Source organism: Mesorhizobium sp. P160927, assembly GCF_057766385.1.
On the sequence record NZ_JBYMDW010000001.1, the window covers coordinates 518,055 to 536,098 of the forward strand.

20 protein-coding genes and 1 tRNA gene are annotated in these 18,044 nt (G+C 63.7%); 11 read left to right on the top strand and 10 right to left on the bottom strand.

Annotated elements, in window-relative coordinates; all coding sequences use genetic code 11:
• Window positions 1-4: 4 nt before the first annotated feature.
• The 4 genes from AC3CB8_RS02570 to AC3CB8_RS02585 form a co-directional block, all read right to left on the bottom strand.
• Window positions 5-643: a TPM domain-containing protein gene (locus AC3CB8_RS02570; RefSeq protein WP_023771799.1), complete on the bottom strand. Its 639-nt coding sequence runs from the start codon at window positions 641-643 to the stop codon at window positions 5-7.
• 9 nt (window positions 644-652) lie between these two features.
• Complete coding sequence (locus AC3CB8_RS02575) at window positions 653-1,513, bottom strand: TPM domain-containing protein (RefSeq protein ID WP_435053039.1); 861 nt, start codon at window positions 1,511-1,513, stop codon at window positions 653-655.
• Window positions 1,514-1,541: 28 nt separating this feature from the next.
• The gene (locus tag AC3CB8_RS02580; protein WP_435053038.1) at window positions 1,542-2,381 is read right to left on the bottom strand and encodes a TPM domain-containing protein; all 840 of its coding nucleotides are present in this window, start codon (window positions 2,379-2,381) and stop codon (window positions 1,542-1,544) included.
• 72 nt (window positions 2,382-2,453) lie between these two features.
• On the bottom strand, window positions 2,454-3,092 hold the full coding sequence (locus tag AC3CB8_RS02585) for a LemA family protein (protein ID WP_015315127.1): 639 nt from the start codon (window positions 3,090-3,092) through the stop codon (window positions 2,454-2,456).
• A 166-nt stretch (window positions 3,093-3,258) separates the two neighbouring features.
• Here AC3CB8_RS02585 and AC3CB8_RS02590 point away from each other — a divergent pair, with 166 nt between their 5' ends.
• The 6 genes from AC3CB8_RS02590 to AC3CB8_RS02615 all read left to right on the top strand — a co-directional run bounded on the left by AC3CB8_RS02590 (window position 3,259) and on the right by AC3CB8_RS02615 (window position 8,563).
• A complete protein-coding gene (locus tag AC3CB8_RS02590; protein ID WP_023771802.1) occupies window positions 3,259-3,510 on the top strand; it encodes a hypothetical protein in 252 nt (83 codons plus the stop codon).
• Window positions 3,511-3,523: 13 nt separating this feature from the next.
• Window positions 3,524-4,408, top strand: coding sequence for a pyridoxal kinase PdxY (pdxY, locus tag AC3CB8_RS02595; RefSeq protein ID WP_352563983.1), 885 nt, complete (start codon window positions 3,524-3,526; stop codon window positions 4,406-4,408).
• Entirely contained in the window at window positions 4,405-5,196 is a 792-nt protein-coding gene (locus AC3CB8_RS02600; protein WP_023784196.1) for a DUF429 domain-containing protein, read from the top strand. Before pdxY ends, AC3CB8_RS02600 begins: the two co-directional genes overlap by 4 nt.
• Before the next feature lie 147 nt (window positions 5,197-5,343).
• A complete protein-coding gene (locus AC3CB8_RS02605; RefSeq protein ID WP_023771805.1) occupies window positions 5,344-5,988 on the top strand; it encodes a carbonic anhydrase in 645 nt (214 codons plus the stop codon).
• Window positions 5,985-6,419, top strand: coding sequence for a nuclear transport factor 2 family protein (locus AC3CB8_RS02610; RefSeq protein ID WP_023784195.1), 435 nt, complete (start codon window positions 5,985-5,987; stop codon window positions 6,417-6,419). The genes AC3CB8_RS02605 and AC3CB8_RS02610 overlap by 4 nt, the downstream gene beginning before the upstream one ends.
• An 89-nt stretch (window positions 6,420-6,508) precedes the next feature.
• Window positions 6,509-8,563 (top strand): M3 family metallopeptidase, encoded by a 2,055-nt coding sequence (locus AC3CB8_RS02615; RefSeq protein WP_352563982.1) that lies wholly within the window; start codon window positions 6,509-6,511, stop codon window positions 8,561-8,563.
• Here AC3CB8_RS02615 and AC3CB8_RS02620 read toward each other — a convergent pair whose 3' ends face one another.
• From AC3CB8_RS02620 to AC3CB8_RS02635, 4 genes are all read right to left on the bottom strand, one after another.
• Complete coding sequence (locus tag AC3CB8_RS02620; protein WP_023784193.1) at window positions 8,564-10,084, bottom strand: M81 family metallopeptidase; 1,521 nt, start codon at window positions 10,082-10,084, stop codon at window positions 8,564-8,566.
• A gap of 80 nt (window positions 10,085-10,164) precedes the next feature.
• Window positions 10,165-10,989: a carbohydrate ABC transporter permease gene (locus AC3CB8_RS02625; RefSeq protein WP_488377262.1), complete on the bottom strand. Its 825-nt coding sequence runs from the start codon at window positions 10,987-10,989 to the stop codon at window positions 10,165-10,167.
• Window positions 10,986-11,855, bottom strand: coding sequence for a carbohydrate ABC transporter permease (locus AC3CB8_RS02630; protein ID WP_023771810.1), 870 nt, complete (start codon window positions 11,853-11,855; stop codon window positions 10,986-10,988). Before AC3CB8_RS02630 ends, AC3CB8_RS02625 begins: the two co-directional genes overlap by 4 nt.
• A gap of 411 nt (window positions 11,856-12,266) precedes the next feature.
• A complete protein-coding gene (locus AC3CB8_RS02635; RefSeq protein WP_352563981.1) occupies window positions 12,267-13,493 on the bottom strand; it encodes an ABC transporter substrate-binding protein in 1,227 nt (408 codons plus the stop codon).
• Window positions 13,494-13,659: 166 nt separating this feature from the next.
• Between AC3CB8_RS02635 and AC3CB8_RS02640 the strand changes: the two genes are divergently transcribed.
• The 3 genes from AC3CB8_RS02640 to AC3CB8_RS02650 are packed head-to-tail and all read left to right on the top strand — an operon-like array spanning window position 13,660 to window position 16,401.
• On the top strand, window positions 13,660-14,430 hold the full coding sequence (locus AC3CB8_RS02640; RefSeq protein WP_023784191.1) for an SDR family NAD(P)-dependent oxidoreductase: 771 nt from the start codon (window positions 13,660-13,662) through the stop codon (window positions 14,428-14,430).
• Between the two features lie 2 nt (window positions 14,431-14,432).
• Entirely contained in the window at window positions 14,433-15,503 is a 1,071-nt protein-coding gene (locus AC3CB8_RS02645; protein ID WP_023784190.1) for an ABC transporter ATP-binding protein, read from the top strand.
• A 16-nt stretch (window positions 15,504-15,519) separates the two neighbouring features.
• On the top strand, window positions 15,520-16,401 hold the full coding sequence (locus AC3CB8_RS02650) for a MurR/RpiR family transcriptional regulator (protein ID WP_352595845.1): 882 nt from the start codon (window positions 15,520-15,522) through the stop codon (window positions 16,399-16,401).
• 164 nt (window positions 16,402-16,565) lie between these two features.
• On the opposite strand, the gene AC3CB8_RS02655 is transcribed toward AC3CB8_RS02650, so the two are convergent.
• Window positions 16,566-16,880, bottom strand: a complete 315-nt coding sequence (locus tag AC3CB8_RS02655; RefSeq protein WP_023771815.1) for a DUF167 family protein — start codon at window positions 16,878-16,880, stop codon at window positions 16,566-16,568.
• Window positions 16,881-16,887: 7 nt separating this feature from the next.
• The gene (locus tag AC3CB8_RS02660; RefSeq protein ID WP_023771816.1) at window positions 16,888-17,181 is read right to left on the bottom strand and encodes a YggT family protein; all 294 of its coding nucleotides are present in this window, start codon (window positions 17,179-17,181) and stop codon (window positions 16,888-16,890) included.
• Between the two features lie 148 nt (window positions 17,182-17,329).
• Here AC3CB8_RS02660 and AC3CB8_RS02665 point away from each other — a divergent pair.
• Both AC3CB8_RS02665 and AC3CB8_RS02670 read left to right on the top strand, forming a co-directional pair.
• A tRNA-Ala gene (locus AC3CB8_RS02665) sits at window positions 17,330-17,405 on the top strand.
• A gap of 209 nt (window positions 17,406-17,614) precedes the next feature.
• Window positions 17,615-17,914, top strand: coding sequence for a hypothetical protein (locus tag AC3CB8_RS02670; RefSeq protein ID WP_352563980.1), 300 nt, complete (start codon window positions 17,615-17,617; stop codon window positions 17,912-17,914).
• Window positions 17,915-18,044: the final 130 nt, after the last annotated feature.

Sequence of the window (18,044 nt, forward strand, 5' to 3'; positions counted from 1 at the left end):
GCTTTCAGATTTCGACCAGATGGTCGTCGAGCTCGTTGGTATCGCCCGAAGTAACCGGAAAGTGCTCGGCCAGCACTGCCCCGACCCGCTCGATCGCCTTGACGAAACCGTCGGCAAGCCGATCGTCGCCGGCATGCGCGGTCAGATCGCGCACCACGCCGTCCCAGACATGCTGGCCGACCTTGGCGTCGATGCCCGAATCGGCGACCACTTCGGCGTAGCGCTCGGCGATCGATACGAAGATCAGGACGCCGGTGCGCGCCGTGGTGCGATGGACGTTGCGGGCGAGGAACTGCTTGACCGCATTGGCGTGCGCAGCCTGATAGCGCAGCCGACGCGGCACCATATGGATGCGCAGGCCGGGGAGCGCCCACAACAGGGCCAGCACGCAGGCCAAGGCCAGCAACTCAGCGATGACGAAATGCGGCAGGCGGATGGTGAGCCACCAGGCCTCCAGCCCATAGGCGACCGCCAGGCTGACGGCCAGCATGCCGAGTGTCGCCATCAAGGCCGCGGGAGCTAAGTAGCCCTCGCTGGCATGCGCCACGACGCAGTAGATCTCGCCGTCGGTTTGCGCTTCGGCCGCGCGGATCGCAGCGGCGATGCGCTCATGATCCTGCGGGCTGATCGGTCGTGTTGCCATGATCTTGTCTCACCAGCTTCCTGAAGAACCGCCACCGCCGGACGAGCCACCGCCACCGGAAAACCCGCCGCCACTGCTTGACCCCGACGACCAGCCACTGCCGGAACCGCCCGAGGACCAGCCGCCGCCCGACCACCTCGTCCAACCGCTGGTTCCGGATGATCCACTCGCACCCTGGCCATAACGAAACGTCATGCCCAGCCATCGATACACGCCTGGCGACAGCTTTGTGCCGAACATCGGCGGCAGGAAGGCCATTGCCAGGCCACCCAAGAACATCGTCGCCCACAGGATCAGGAACACCGCGACGACCGGATCCATGGGAGTGCTGCTGCCGGAGGGATTGCGCTGGCCGCGCGCCTCCAACTCCTCCGGATTGCCGTTCAGCACCATGATCATGTCGTCGACGGCCTTGGAGATGCCGCCCGGGAAATCGCCGGCGCGGAAAGCCGGCACCATGTCGTTTTCGATGATCAGCTTGGTGTGCAGGTCGGTCAGCGTGCCTTCCAGCCCGTACCCGACCTCGATGCGCATCTTGCGGTCGTTTGGCGCAACCAGGAGCAGGACACCGTTATTCTCCTTGGCCTGGCCGAGCTTCCAGAATCGGAACAGCCGGTTGGCGTAGGGCTCGATCTCCTCGCCGCCGAGGCTGGGGATGGTGGCGACGACGATCTGGTCCGAGCCCTTGGTTTCGAGGTCGGCGAGTTTTTGGGTGAGCGTGGCACGTGTGCCGGCATCGATGATGCCGGCATTGTCGACGACGCGACCTGTCAGAGCCGGATGGTCGGCAGCGAAGGCGGCGATCGAGGCAAGCAGCACAGACGCCAGGATGATTAAGGCCAGGCGCAGCCGCGAAGCGCATTGGCACATTGAAGAGACGGCAGCTCTGACCATGGCGTTACCAGCTTCCCGAGGAGCCGCCGCCGCCGGACGAACCGCCGCCGCCCGAAAAACCGCCACCGGAGGACCCTCCGCCGGAGGACCAACCGCCTCCACCGGACGACCAGCCGCCGGACGATGATCGCCGGTGCGGCTCGAAGGTCATGCCAAGCCAGCGATAGCGCCCGGGCCCTAGTTTCTGGCCGAAGATCGGCGGCAGCACCGAGGCCGCGATGCTGCCGAAGAAAATGATCGCCCAGATGCCGATGAAAATGGCGAAGAACAGGTCGTCGGAATTGAACGGTGCTTGCTCGTTCCGTTTGCCGCGCGCTTCCAGTTCTTCCGGATTGCCGTTCAGCACCATGATCATGTCGTCGACGGCCTTGGAGATGCCGCCCGGGAAATCGCCGGCGCGGAAAGCCGGCACCATGTCGTTTTCGATGATCAGCTTGGTGTGCAGGTCGGTCAGCGTGCCTTCCAGCCCGTACCCGACCTCGATGCGCATCTTGCGGTCGTTTGGCGCAACCAGGAGCAGGACACCGTTATTCTCCTTGGCCTGGCCGAGCTTCCAGAATCGGAACAGCCGGTTGGCGTAGGGCTCGATCTCCTCGCCGCCGAGGCTGGGGATGGTGGCGACGACGATCTGGTCCGAGCCCTTGGTTTCGAGCTCGGCGAGTTTTTGGGTGAGCGCGGCACGTGTGCCGGCATCGATGATGCCGGCATTGTCGACGACGCGACCTGTCAGAGCCGGAAGGTCGGCAGCGAAGGCGGCGAACGGGAGGAAGAGGATGCCGGCAAGAAGGCCAAGGAAGGAAAGGTAGGCGTTCCGCAGCGCCCCGCGTGAGGGGGAGATGTGCAGCAGGACAGAGGGGGGTGTTTGCACGCCGGCGGTCCGTCTTTTAGCGGAATTTGTTCCGGTGACGGTCGCCGTTCACCCGCCCTGCTTCGTGCCGAAATCGACCTTCGGCGGCTGCATCTTGTCCTCGTCGACAGTGAAGTTGGCGAAGGGCTCGTTGCCGCGGAACCAGAATGTCGCCCACAGCACCGACGGGAAGGTCTTCAGTGTCAAATTGTAGTCCCTGACGGCCTGGATGTAGTCGCGGCGGGCAACGGCGATGCGGTTCTCCGTCCCTTCGAGCTGCGCCTGCAGCGCCAGGAAATTCTGGTTGGCCTTAAGGTCGGGATAGGCTTCCGACACTGCGATCAGCCGCGACAGCGCGCTAGTCAGCCCGGCCTGGGCATCCTGAAACTTTTTGAGGGCTTCCGGGTCCTTCAGCGTTTCCGGCGTCACCGTGATCTGCGTTGCCTTGGCGCGCGCTTGGACAACGGCGTCGAGCGTGTCCTTTTCATGCGAGGCATAGCCCTTGACCGTCTCGACCAGATTGGGAATGAGGTCGGCGCGTCGCTGATACTGGTTCAACACCTCGCTCCATGCCGCCCTGGCGTTTTCTTCCGCCGTCGGGATCGTGTTGTAGCCGCAGCCGGCAAGCAGCGGCAGCACGATTGCCATCATCAGGAAGGCGGGCAGCGTGCGAAATGTCGATGGTCGAGCAAGGCGCTGGGCAAGCATGAAGGGATCCCTCGATAGAAAGTTGCATCCGAAGCATTACCACAATCGGCGCGCAAGAAAACGGACTCGGTCTCTGAAGCAGACTCGGCATGAATTGTGCCCCGCCCCAAGGCCCTGTGATTGGCCCGGTGAACACGATAAGGTTCGATCAGAACGGGATATCACCATGGCGAAACGCCAGGACAGCGACAGTGAATCGCGCCGTATCCTCCAGCGCGTCGCGCAGGAGACCGATCCGGCCGGCAATTCTTTCGTGGCACGGACGACGAAAGGCGTGCGCGACCACGTCTCGGCGGCCGATGCCGACCGCACGGATCCGATTGAAGTCTGGGGCACGCGCGTTGGCAGGATACTCGGCCTGCTTCTGGCGCTGGGCCTGATGGTCTGGCTCGTGCTTTTCCTCACCCGGGGCAGCTAGGAATCAAGAAACAATGAGCGCCGAAAAAACCGACGCGCCGCGCGCGGTCATCGTCATATCCAGCCATGTCGCCCGCGGCTCCGTCGGCAACCGCGCGGCCGTCTTCGCGCTGGAGACACTGGGCTTTCCGGTCTGGGCCGTACCTACGGTCACCCTGCCCTGGCATCCCGGCCATGGCCGCGCGACTCGCATCGTGCCGCCGCTCGACCAGTTCAAGGCGCTCATGGCCGATCTGGAGCGCGCGCCGTGGCTGGGCGAGGTCGGGGCCGTGCTGTCGGGTTATCTCGGCGAGGCCGGCCAGGCCGAGGCGGTCGCCTCGCTGGTGGCCGCGGTCAAGGCGAGGACGCCCGATGCCGTTTATATCTGCGATCCGGTGATGGGTGATTCCGGCGGCCTCTACGTGCCCGAGCCCACCGCCGCCGCCATGCGCGACTGGCTGATGCCGATCGCCGACATCGCTACCCCCAACCGCTACGAGCTGGAATGGATGGCCGGCGCGCCGCTGGCCGATCTGAAATCGGTGATCTCGGCCGCACTCCATGCCGGACCGTCGACCATGCTGGTCACCTCGGCACCGTCGATGATGTCAGGCGGCACCGGCAATCTGCTGCTCGACGGCACCCAGGCGCTGCTGGCCGAACATCGCCTGATCGACAAGCCGCCGAACGGCCTTGGCGACCTGACCGCGGCGGTCTACCTGGCGCGCATCCTGTCCGGCCAGCCGGCGATCAAGGCCCTGCAGTCCACGACGGCGGCGGTCTACGAGATCCTGGCGCGCACGGCAAAACGCGGCGGCGACGAGTTGCAGCTCGAAACCGACGCGCAGAGTTTGTCGCACCCGATGGCCATGGTCCAGCTTCGTCACCTCACGCATCCGGGGCGGGACCGCCGGGCGTGACCCCGGCCAAGGTCGTGCTCGTCGGCGCCGATGGCTGCAAGGCCGGCTGGATCGCCGTGCGGAGCGAACCCGGGCCGACACTTCGTAACCCGGACGCCGCGCCTTCGGTCGATGTCTTCCCTTCGTTCGCCGCCCTGCTGGCGGCGATCCCCGATGACGCGATCGTCGCCGTCGACATGCCGATCGGTCTACCGGAATTTTCGCAAAAGGGCGGGCGCGGGCCGGAAGCGCTGGTGCGGCCGCTGCTTGGGGCTCGCCAGTCCAGCGTCTTTTCGATCCCGTCCCGGGCCGCGCTCTATACCGACACCAGCGGCTTCACCACGATCAAAGCCTGGTACGCGGCGCATATCAGGGCAAGCGAAGTGGCCAAGGCCACATCCAACCCGCCGCGCGGCGTTTCCATCCAGGCCTTCGGCATCTTTTCGAAAATCCGCGAGATCGACACATTGCTGATCGTCCGGCCCGAACTGCGCGGTCGCATCTTCGAATCGCATCCGGAAGTCGCGTTCTGCCGCCTGAACGACGATCAGGCCATGCGGTTGCCGAAGAAGATCAAGGGCAGCGTCAATCCGGCCGGCATGGCGGAGCGCAAGGCGCTGCTTTGCCGGCATGGCTATGACATGGATTTCCTCGACCGGCCGCCGCCAGGTGGTGCGGCCGCTGACGATTTCCTCGATGCGGCCGCCATGATGCTGATTGCCGGCCGCATCGCCAGCGGCGACGCGAAGCCGTTTCCCGACCCGCCTAGCGCTGACGGTTTTGGCATACCGGTCGCTATCTGGGCGTGACAATGTCAGCGCGCGTCCCGCTTTGGCGCATGGCATTTATGGCTAGCTCCTACAATTCCGCATTGCTCGTAGCGGGCTTTTGCCGTTAGAGGCTTTCCTCGACCGCAACGAGCTGCCGCCTCCAACCCGGAAAGGCCTTAGCCGCCCATGCCTCATCTTCCCGAACACCTCCTCGCCGGCTACCGCAATTTCATGAACGGCCGCTACCTCACCGAGAGCGGCCGCTATCGCGAGCTCGCCCGCGAAGGCCAGGCGCCCGAGACCATGATCGTCGCCTGTTGCGACTCGCGATCCGCGCCCGAGGCGATCTTCGACGCCGGCCCCGGCGAACTCTTCGTCTTGCGCAATGTCGGCAATCTGGTGCCGCCTTACGAGCCGGACGGCGAGTTCCATTCGACCTCGGCCGCGCTCGAATTCGCCGTGCAGAGCCTCAAGGTCAAGAATATCGTGGTCATGGGCCACGGCCGCTGCGGCGGCATCCGGGCCGCGCTCGACCCCAACTCCGCGCCGCTGTCTCCCGGCGACTTCATCGGTAAATGGATGAGTCTGATCGCGCCGGCCGCCGAGACGGTGTCGGCCAGCACCTTCATGACGGCGACGGAACGCCAGACCGCCCTGGAGCGCATTTCGATCCGCTACTCCCTCGCCAATCTCAGGACCTTTCCCTGCGTCTCGATCCTCGAGGGCAAGGGGCGGCTGTCGCTGCATGGAGCCTGGTTCGATATTTCGACCGGCGAGCTCTGGGTGATGAACAAGGAGACCGGCGATTTCGAGCGGCCGGTGCTGGAATGAACGGTACGGCGCGCCAGGCAATGAACGTCCGGCCGGTCGTTTTCACGGCGGCCGCGCTGATGATAGCGATCGTTGCTGCTCGCGCCGATGACCGCGCCATTATAAGCCGCTGGTATTCGGCGCTGCTGGTCGCCGATCGCACCGAGCTGGCGGACCTGCTCGCCGACGACGTCCGCATCAAGCTTGACGACCTCGGCGTTGTCCAGAGCAAGCAGGAATTCATCGCCTCGCTCGACGAATGGAAAGGTGCGGTTGCGGGAGCCGCGATCCGCCATCGCATCGAGAGGACCGAAAGCGGGGTCACCACCGTGATCGCCTGCTACGACTTCCCCAACAACGACATGCTGGTGCAGGAAACCTTCGCGGTGAGCGACAACCGAATCACCGCCAATTCTCAGGCGGCAATCGCTGAAAACTGCGAGGGCTACTGAGGCGCAGCGGCCACTGGCATATTGCGGGCTCGCGAAGCGCGCCCTACATCGGTGACACCCTCCTTCCTGACGCCAGCGAAAGACCCTCCATGCCCTCTACGAATGCCGTCGATCTCGCCGCTCATCCGCTGACCGCGTGGCGAGGGCCGCTCGGCCTGCCCGATTTTGCCCATATTGGCGACTGTGATTTCTCCGCCGTCTTCGACGCCGCGCTGAAGGCGCATGAGGCCGAGATCGACGCGATATCAAGCAACAAGGCTACGCCGAGCATCGAGAACACGCTTGCCGCGCTTGAGCTCGGGGGCGAGGCGCTGGATCATGTCTCGTCGATCTTCTGGTGCCGCGCCGGCGCCTACACCAACGAGACCATCCAGGCGCTGGAGCGTGACATTTCGCCGAAGATGTCGCGGCACTTCTCGGCCATCTCGATGAACGAGAAGCTGTTTGCCCGCATCGACGATCTCTACCAGCGCCGCGAGAGCCTAAACCTCGATCCAGAGACGCTGCGCGTCCTGGAGAAGACCTGGAAAGGCTTCGTCCGTTCCGGCGCCAAGCTCGACGCCGACGGCAAGACGCGGCTGGCCAAAATCAACGAGGAGCTGTCGTCGCTCGGCACGACTTTCGGTCAGAACGTGCTGGCCGATGAGCGCGACTGGGCGCTGTTCCTCGACGAGGCCGATCTCGCCGGCCTGCCGGATTTCGTGAAGAGCTCGATGGCCGAGGCCGCCGAGATGCGCGGCCGGAAGGGCCGCTACGCCGTAACCCTGTCGCGCTCGATCTATGAGCCGTTCACGACCTTCTCCGACCGCCGCGACCTGCGCGAGATCGCCTATCGTGCCTTCACCATGCGCGGCCAGAACGGCGGTGCGTCAGACAACACGTCCGTGGTGCGCGACATGCTGAAGCTGCGCGCCGAAAAGGCGAAGCTGCTCGGCTACGCCTCCTTCGCCGCGCTCAAGCTCGACGACACCATGGCCAAGACACCGAAGGCGGTGCATGCGCTGCTCGACCCGGTCTGGGAAAGGGCACTGGAAAAGGCCGCCGCCGACCAGAAAGAGCTGGAGCGTCTGGCCGCCGAGGCCGGCAGCAACGAAAAATTCGCCGCCTGGGACTGGCGCTTCTACCAGGAGAAGCTGCGCGCCGAGAAGTTCGCTTTCGATGAGGCGGAGCTGAAACCCTATCTGCAGCTCGACCGCGTCATCGACGCCTGCTTCGACGTCGCGACACGGTTGTTCGGTATCACGTTCGAGGAGAAGAAGGGCATCGCCGCCTGGCATCCGGACGCGCGCGTCTTCGTGGTCAAAAATGCCGACGGCAGTGAGCGCGGCCTGTTCCTCGCCGACTATTTCGCGCGGCCGTCAAAACGCTCCGGCGCCTGGATGAGCGCGCTGAAGTCCGGTTATAAGCTTGGCCATGGCTCGAAGCCGGTGATCTACAACATCATGAACTTCGCCAAGCCGCCAGCGGGCGAACCGGCCCTGCTGTCCGTCGACGAGGCGAAGACCTTGTTCCACGAATTCGGCCATGCGCTGCATGGCATGCTGACCGACGTCACCTGGCCATCGGTGTCGGGCACCTCGGTCAGCCGCGACTTCGTCGAACTGCCCTCGCAGCTCTACGAGCACTGGCTGACGGTGCCGGCGGTTCTGGAAAAGCACGCGCTGCATGTCAAGACCGGCAAGCCGATGCCGAAAGCGCTGCTCGACAAGATGCTGGCCACGCGCACCTTCGGCGCCGGCTTCGCCACCGTCGAGTTCACCGCCTCTGCCTTGATGGACATGGCCTACCATGCACGGCCCGACGCGCCGGAAGAGCCGCTTCGTTTCGAGGCCGAAACGCTTGCGACCCTGCATATGCCGGATACCATCGCCATGCGCCATCGCACCCAGCATTTTGGCCATGTCTTCGCCGGCGAGGGCTATTCGGCCGGCTACTATTCCTACATGTGGTCGGAGGTGCTGGACGCCGATGCTTTCGCCGCCTTCGAGGAAACCGGAGACCCCTTCAACCCGGCGCTGGCCGAGCGGCTGAGGAAGAACATCTACGCCGCCGGCGGCTCGAAGGATCCGGAAGAGCTCTACACCGCGTTTCGCGGCAAAATGCCGTCGCCGGCAGCGATGATGGTCAAGCGCGGATTGGTGTGACTAGCAATCATGCCGTTCGTGGGGGAGATTGGCAGCGTCGCCCGCGGCACCCTTCCAGGGATCGGCCACCCTTGGCCACACTAGCCGCGCCAGCTTCGTGTAATTCGTCGCCGCCGGATTGCTGGGATAGGAACTCGGCGCCGCGACATAGATGATCTCGGCGGCGATCGGCTCGAAGCCGGCGTAGAAATGGTTTGTCGACTTGATCAGCAAAATGTCTTTCGACAGCGGATCGATGCCGATGTTGGAGAAGACATCTGGCTCGAAGGTCTGGGTGCGATTGGTATTCAGGATCACATCGACTTCGGTGCCCTCGATGCGCACCACCGCTGATGGCCCCAATGTCACTCGGCTCGGGCCGAAACTCTGCCAACCCTCGGCAACCGCTTTCAGCACCTTGACGCGTGCGTCGATCGGTTCGCCCGCCTGGGCGCCAGCTTTGCCGCCGAAGCGCAGGTCGATGACCGCGCCCTCGCCGGCAGCCTGACAGAAAGTCACCGCGATCGGATCCCAGATCGTCGCCACGCCGAACTTGTCCAGGCCCCGCGCCAGCATCTGGCGCAGCACGACGGTGCCGTCGCCGGGAACGCCGCCGCCGGGATTGTCCCAGATATCGGCAATGACCACCGGCTTGCCCGGCTTTTCCTTGCGCACGGCCAGAGCCCGATCGATGCCGTCGGCCGTACTCAGCATCGTCATCGCGGTCGTTTCGCGCATGGCATAGAGCTCGCGTCCAAGCCGCTCCGCCAGCGCATCGCCCTTGGCCTTGTCATTGTCGGTGACGACAAGGAGACGCGTGCCCATTTCGGGCACGTCGGCGGCCATGAAGCCGTGGATGACCGAGACCGACAGCACGCCGTCCTTGCCGTGCAGCGCCTTGATGCGGTCGACGAAGGAGCGCATCGGTTCGCGGCTGGTCGGCAGCACCTGGATCATGCGGCAGTCGAAAGTTGAGATGACCGGCTTGATTTCGCCGCGCGCCGCAGCCAGGCCAAGCTCGACGACATGCTCGCCGCGCTCGTAGAAATCAGTGTGCGGGAATTCGAGGAAATAGGCCATGATGTCTGACGCCGCCACGCGCTTCGGCGTCAGATGGCTGTGCGGATCGAACTCGCAGGCAATCACCACCTCAGGCCCGACAATGCCCCGCACGCGCTCCAGCAGGTCGCCCTCGCAGTCGTCATAGCCTTGCGCCACCATGGCCCCGTGCAGGCCCAGAATAACGGCATCGACCGGCAATGCAGCCTTCAGTTGATCGAGGATCTCATCGCGCAGCGCCTCATAGCTCTGCCGCTGCACGAGGCCGCCAGGCTCGGCCCAGGTGGCGGTGCCCTCGATCACGGTCAGGCCTTCGGCGGCCGCGCGGCGGCGCAGCGCCACGATCGGCGAGGAGCACAGGGTCGGCGTTTCCGGATGCTTGCCCGGCCCGGCATAGAACGCCATCTCGAAAGAGGCCCGGTCGGTTGGCACAGGCGAGAAGGTGTTGGTTTCCGTCGCCAGCGAGGCGGTGAAGATACGCATGAAAACTCCGTGGACTTCTTGTTGTTTCGCAATTCCGGACGGAAAACCGCTGGGCACTTTTCCTAGAGGTGCTGGGATTGCTATTTGACAGCCCCGAGCGCCAGCCCCCGGACGAGATAGCGCTGCAGCCAGATGAACAGGATCGCCACCGGCAGCGTCGCCAGCAGCGTCGCCGCCATGACGTGGTGCCATTCGATCGTGTAGCGCCCGGCAACCAGCGAGAACACCTGGATCGGCAGCGTATAGCTCTCCTGGCTACGCAGCATGGTGAGCGCCACGACGAATTCGTTCCAGGCATTGATGAAGGTGAAGATCGCCGTCACCGCGATCGCCGGCAGGCAGAGCGGTAGAAACACTTTTCGTAGCGTCAGCCAGCGGCCGGCGCCTTCCATCCAGGCCGCCTCCTCAAGGTCGCGCGGAATGGTGTCGAAATAGCTCTGCAGCATCCAAACGGTGAAGGCGACGTTGAAGGCCATGTAGATGAAGCCGAGCGCGGTGGTCAATTCGACCAGTCCCCAGGCAGCCATCAGCCGGAACAGGCCGAGCACCAGCACGATCGGCGAGATCATCTGGGAGATCAGCAGGAACTGGCGGAACGCTCCATAGCCGGCAAAGCGGAAGCGCGACATTGCATAGGCCGCCGGGACGGATATGAGGATGGCGCCGACGGTGGCGATGACAGACACATAGAGCGAATTGGCCAGCGCCCGGCCGAAGCCGGTCGCCACCCACATGTCGGCAAAATTCGACCACCGGAACTCGCTCGGCCACCAGGTCGGCGTCAGCACTTCGGTACGCGGCTTGACCGCTGTCAGGAACATCACCGCGAAGGGAAAGATCGTCACCACGATCAAGGGAGCCAGCAGCAGCCAGGCGATGACGGTGCGCTTCAGCTTGGCCTTCATGCGCGTTGCTCCCGCATGGCAAGGCGCACATAGATCATGGTGAAGATCAGCAATATGGCGAACATCACCAGCGAGACCGCCGAAGCCTCGCCGAGCTTGCCGATACGGAATGCCAGCTTGTAGAGGTGGGTGACCAGGATGTCGGTCGAGTTGGCCGGCCCGCCCTGCGTCATCACCCAGATGATCGGGAACGAGTTGAAGACGTAGATGGTGTTGAGCACGATGGCGATGTTGATGAAGGGTTTCAGAAGCGGAAAGGTGATCTCGCGGAACTGCTGCAGCGGCGTTGCCCCTTCGAGCGCCGCCGCCTCATAGAGATCGTCCGGGATCGAGGACAGGCCGCCGAGAAAGATCGTCGTGGTGAACGGCACCGTCACCAATATGCCGATCAGCACCTGCATTGGAAACGCCGTCTCGGCGCTCGCAAGCCACTGGATGTTGTGGTCGATCAGGCCAAGTCCGATCAGCGCCGAATTCAGCATGCCGCTTTCACCGCTCAGCGCCCAGCGCCAGACCACGGCCGTCATGGTCAGCGACACTGCCCATGGCAGCATGATGATGACGCGGGCAAGGCCACGGCCATAGAAATCGGTATTGAGGATCATCGCCACCGGGACCGAGAGCAGCAACGCGCCGCAGACCACCAGCACCGTCCATAGCCCTGTGCGCCAGAGGGCGGCGACGAAGTCGGGATCGGCTGTCAGCGCGGCGAAATTGGCAAGACCGCTGAACTCGCGCAGCTGACCAAAGCGATTGACGTCATGCGTGGCGATCTGGATCAGGTCCCAGACCGGCCAGAAGATGACCACCGCCGCCAGGAACAGACTGGGCAAGGTCAGGAGATAGGGCAGGAGGCGATTTTGCATCGGCTGATTTTGGGACCATGTTGCGAGGTATTGGTGGCGCTGGCTCGCCCAGTTGGCCCTAGGCGCTCGGTTTCGAACTCTTTCCGACGTCAGTGCCGCCCCTCACCTGCCTGCCGGCATCCTCTCCCCGTATAGTGACGGGAGAGGGGCGCCGTCGCCACCGCTTTCGCCAATCTCCGGCCTCGCAGGAATGGCGCCGAGGCTGCCGCCAGGCCTTTCTCCCAGTCACTATACGCGGAGAAATGCCCGGCAGTGCAATGAGGGGCGGCGCCGACATCGCCGATTTTGTCCTTTGCCTGAGGGATTGCCCTATCGACCTTCGTCGCTTGCACGCGGCGAGCCGTTGCATGTTAGAAGAGTGGCGCGCCCCGCCTGAATTTGGCGCGCGCCACGGACGCAGGGAGATACGCCCTACTTCTTCAGCACTGCGTTGGCCTTGGCCGCCGCTTCCTTCAAGCCTGCCTCGGGATCGCCGCCAAGATAGATCTTCTGCATGGCATCCGACGTGATCTGGGCAACTTCTTCCCAGCCCGGGATGACCGGCGCGAAGCGGGCATCAGGCAAGAGCGCGGTGAAGGCGGCCAGATCCGCGTTGTTGATGTAATAGTCCATCTTGGCCTCTTCCTTGTTCACCGGCAGGAATCCTTCGCCCTGCGTGAACTTGGCGCGCTGTTCCGTGGTGAACAGGAAGTCCATCAGCTTCCAGGCCTCATCCTTGTTCTTGGAGTTCTTGAACATGATCATGGAGTCGGTGACGCCGTAGGTGCCGCGCGCACCGGTAGGACCGGCCGGGATGGCGGCAACGCCATATTTGAGGCTCGGCGCCTCGTCCTTGATCTGGTTGGACAGGAAGGGCGCCGTGATCATCATGCCGACCTTGCCCTGCTTGAACAGGTTCTGCACGTCCTCGCGATTGTTGGAGGTGACGCCGGGCTCCGTCAGCCCCTCGTCGATCATCGACTTGTAGAGCTTCGCCGCTTCGAGCGCGCCCGGCGTGCTCAGGCCCGACGTGCCGTCCTTGTTGAGGATCTCGGTGCCCTGCGACCACATCGCGTAGTAGTAATAAACGTCGGTCTCGATCTCCTTGCCCTGAAGGCCGAAACCGAAAGCACCCTGCGCCTTGATCTTGCGAGCATCCTCCTGCAATTCGGTCCAGGTTGCCGGTGGCTTGGCTATGCCGGCCTTCTCGAACAACTCCTTGTTGTAATACATGGCGCGCGCCGAGGCGGCGATCGGCAGGCCGTAGGTCTTGCCGCCCATGATCGAGGGCGACAGGAAGGTGTCGATGAAGCGACCCTTGAAGTCAGGCGTGATGTAGCTGTCGAGCGGCTCGGCGACGTCCTGCTGGACGAAGTCGATCAGCCAGCGCGTGCCGATAATGGACAGATCGGCGTTGGTGCCGGCGGTGAGGTCGGTGGTTAGCTTCTGCAAGAGCACATCCCATGGCACCACCTCGAACTTGACCGTGATGCCAGGGTTCTTCGCCTCGAACTCCTTCTTGACCTGCTCGAAATACGGACCGGTCTTGGCGCTATATTCGGCGACGGTGACCCGCACTTCGCCGGCCTCTGCCTGCGCCGCGAAGGCCAGAATGCCCATTCCGGCCATCAGGCCGGCAGTCCATTTCGCAAGGTTCATCCGATCTCTCCCATTGTTTCGCGCATTCGCCGCCGGCACAAGATTTATGTGACTTTCCTACATTATCGATGAATTCGCCGCGCGCAAGCGGATTAATATGTTGCTAAATTACATCCTGGTCTTTAGCCTCTCCGGCATCTACGTGACTTGAGGAGGAGCAAGCGCCGTGGTTTCGAGAGCCGAATTCGAAGGCAGGACCGCCGTCGTCACCGGCGCCGGTGGCGGCCTTGGCTCTGCGATTGTCGCAGTGCTGGCCGGCAGGGGCGCGCGGGTGGTCGGCTGCGACCAATCCGGGGAGGCGCTGGCGAGCCCGCACCTTGCCTCGCGGCATGTTTTCGACCTTCTCGACCGGGCTTCCATCGAGGCGGGGATCGCCGCTGTTCTCGACCGGGACGGCGTGCCCGATATCCTGATCAACAATGCCGGCTGGACGCGCGCCGAAACGCTCGATGCGCTGACGGCGGACACGATCGAACATGAGCTCGACCTCAACCTGACCGGTGTGATGACTTTCGCCGACCCGCTGGTTAAGGCGATGGCTGCACGCGGTTCGGGCAGCGTCGTCTTCATTTCTTCCGTCAACGCCATCGCGCATTTCGGCAATCCGGCCTACGCCGCCGCCAAGGCCGGCATCAACGCCTATGCCAAGTCGATCGCCGTCGAACTCGGCCGTAGCGGCGTGCGCGCCAATGTCGTCTGCCCCGGATCGATCCGCACCGCCGCCTGGGACCATCGCCTTGCCAAGAACCCTGACATCATCGGCAAGCTGCAGCGGCTCTATCCGCTCGGCCGCATCGTCAACGCCTCGGAAGTCGCCGAAGCGGTGGCTTTCCTTGCCTCGGACCGCGCCTCGGGCGTAACAGGCGTGGTGATGCCCGTCGATGCGGGATTGACCGCCGGCTGCCTGCCGTTCATCGACGACATATTGGGAGCGTGACCATGACCGACGTCCTGTTTCGCAACCTCTCGAAATCCTTCGGCCAGCACAAGATCCTCGAGGAGATCAGCCTCGACATCAAGAGCGGCGAGTTCGTCGTGCTCGTCGGCCCGTCCGGCTGCGGCAAGTCGACCTTGCTGCGCATGCTGGCGGGCCTGGAGACCATCAGTTCCGGTGACCTCCTGATCGGCGGCACGCGCGCCAACGACCTGCCGCCGCAGCAGCGCAACATCGCCATGGTGTTCCAGTCCTACGCGCTGTTCCCGCATCTGAAGGCTTCCGACAATATCGGCTTCGGTCCGAAAATCCGGGGCGAGAGCCGCACCGCCATCGACCAGAAGGTCAAGAAGGCGTCCGGCGTCCTCAACCTGTTCTCCTATCTCGACCGGTATCCCCGCCAGCTCTCGGGCGGCCAGCGCCAGCGTGTCGCCATGGGCCGCGCCATCGTGCGCGAACCCTCGGTGTTCCTGTTCGACGAGCCGCTCAGCAATCTGGACGCGCAGTTGCGCGTGCAGATGCGCACCGAGATCAAGGCGCTGCACCAGCGGCTGAAATCCACCATAGTCTACGTCACCCACGACCAGATCGAGGCCATGACCATGGCCGATCGCATCGTCGTGATGGACCGCGGCAGGATCCAGCAGGTCGGGCCGCCGCTGGAGCTCTATGACAGGCCGGCCAACAAGTTCGTCGCCGGCTTCCTCGGCTCGCCGTCGATGAGTTTTGTGTCCGGGGCACTGAAGACGACGCCCGGGACGACCTGGTTCGAGTCGGTCGGCGGCGGCCGGCTTGCGCTTGCCGGGGACCCGGTGCCGGCAGGCAGTGCCGTTGAGGCGGGCATCCGGCCGGAGCATTTCATCGTCGGTGAAGCCACTGATACCATGACGCTCAAGGTTGACGTGGTCGAGCCGACCGGTTCCGAAACCCATGTCTACGGCGCCATTGGCACTGATCCGGTGCGCGCCGTGTTCCGCGACCGGGTGCCGGTGCGGCCGGGCGACCTGCTGCCGGTCTCGGTCGACCCAGGCAACATCCATCTGTTCGACACGGCGACGGGCCTGCCGCTGAGATGACGACGGAAACTCGGACATGAAGACGCCGGCCGACATCATCACGCGGCTGCAGCTGATGTCGCAGGACGGCACCAAGTCGGATCGCCGCCTGGCAAACCTCGTCCTGTCCGACCTCGACTTCGCCTCCAAGGCCGCGATCTCCGACATCGCCGCGCGGGTCAGCGTCAGCGAACCGACGGTCACCCGCTTCTGCCGCAATCTCGGCTGCGAGGGGTTGCGCGACTTCAAGTTCTATCTGGCCCAAGCCATCGCCATCGGCGGCCAGGATCTGTCGCCGGAGCCATTGAGCCGCGACGCCCGCGAACAGCGCATTGCGTCGGCCATCACCGAAGCGGCTGTTTCAGCCATCCAGCGCGCCAGCGAGAACCTCGACATGACGACGCTGGTCGACGTCGCCGCGCGCCTTGCGGCATCAGGCAATGTGCTGTGCATAGGTTCGGGTGGCATTTCCTCGATGATGGCGACCGAAATGCAGAACCGGCTGTTCAGGCTCGGCCTGTCGGTTCTGGCACAGATCGACGGACAGCTGCAGCGCATGTATGCCGCCGTTGCCACGCCAGACACCACCGTGGTCGCCTTCTCGGTCTCCGGCTATGCGCGCTCGGTCATTGAGGCGGTGCAGGTCGCGCAACAATATGGGGCCGCCACGGTGGCGGTCACCGCGCCCGACTCCGCACTGGCCAAGGTCGCCGACACTGTCATCCAGCTACAGCCGTTCGAGGACGGCAACATCTACAAGCCGACATCGTCACGTTACGCGTTGCTGGCGATCGTCGACATGATCGTGACCTCGGTCGCCGAGACACGCGGCCCGAAGGTGCTGGAGAACCTGCGCCGCATCAAGCAGAGCGTGAACACGCTGAAGGTCGACGACCCGCGTTTGCCGCTGGGCGACTGACGAGCCGGCGCCGAAAAAATCTGCCAATTCGCCCCAAGCGGGTGAGGACTGGTCCGCGCAGTGGACGGAAAGCCAATTGGCTTGCTTTCCGAACGACGAACGCCCGGAGCGACAGCGCAGGACCGCGTCCGGCAGGACGGAGGGGGCGCTGTCCCGCCTGCATCTCAATTTTGGAAAAGCGCTCCGACAGCTGTCACCAGCGCCTCCGGATCGCCCAATATCCGCAACGTCTTGAGGCGGGCCGTACCGCCGGCAACGACCGAAACGGCCGATGCCGGAACACCCAGCGCCCTGGCGACCAGCTTCTCCAGCGCTTGATTGGCGGCGCCATTTTCCGGCACGGCGCGGACCCGCGCCTTCACGTGACTGCGTCCGTCCGCCAATGTTTCGACGAGGTCGAGCCGGTCCATGGAAGACTTAGGCGTCAGCCGCACGAACAGATCGACGCCGTTCTCGCGCATGCGGAACGGCGCGCTCATGCGATCGTCAGGCCAGCAGCAGCGGCGCGATCGTGGTGAGAATGAACTGCCTGAGGAAGAACAGGATCAGCAACAAGATGATCGGTGAGATGTCGATACCGCCAAGGTCGGGCATGAAGCGGCGGATCGGCCGCAGCGCCGGCTCGGTCAGGCGGTAGAGCATGTTCCCGATGCTGCCGACGAACTGGTTGCGCGAGTTGACGACGTTGAAGGCATAGAGCCAGGAAAAGATCGCCGAGGCGATGATGACCCACCAATAGAGGTCGAGCGCCATGACGATGGTTTGAATGAGGGCGAGCATGCCGGACTCCAATTGTTGCCGACATGTAGCCATTACGCGCCAAACCGGCAAGGGCAGGGTTCCGCCACGCGACCGGCAGCCGGTTTTTCAGTGAAGCGCCGCCTTGACAGGAAACCGCGGCGCCCGATAAATGCGCCATCCGCTGGACGGGGCTGTAGCTCAGCTGGGAGAGCGCGTCGTTCGCAATGACGAGGTCAGGAGTTCGATCCTCCTCAGCTCCACCAGCGGAATTTAGAAGGCATATCTCACAGTAAAATCAGTAAGATAGCCGAAAGGGCCTCTTTCGTTTGGCCCACGTTTCAGGCCATCCCGGCTCCATCGTCGCCGGTGTGTGCCCTTCGCCTTTGTTCCAACCACTCCGAAATCCTATCAGGCATTCAACAATTTCTCTGTCTATGATCACCGGCATATCGGATCAATCGCGAGGCAAGTCATGGCAAATTGGGATTTGCGGCGTCAGGTCAGGATGTGGCTGCTGATCGGTGTGCCTCTCGTCGTGGGCGGCACTCTTATTCGACACTACAGTTTTCACACCTTCGAGCTTGTCATGTTCGGGTTCTCGTTCGCCATGACCCTTTTCTCAATCTGGCTTGTCTACCGTAGTTGGCCCAGCAGAGAGCAACAACTTGAAAGCAAGACCAGCGCTGCCTATGGAGGCGTGATCATGGCCTCATTCCTTCTTATTGTGTCCCTCTACGGCAACTACATCGTACTACCCGTGGTAACCGGCTAAAGCGCGACCTCTACGGGCAGGAGACGATTATCTCAACTCGCTAAGCCTCTCCCACCTCAACGAACCTGACCGGCAACCCTGCGGCGATCTCCTCAGCCATCCCCGGCAAATGCCGTTCAAGGCCCTGACG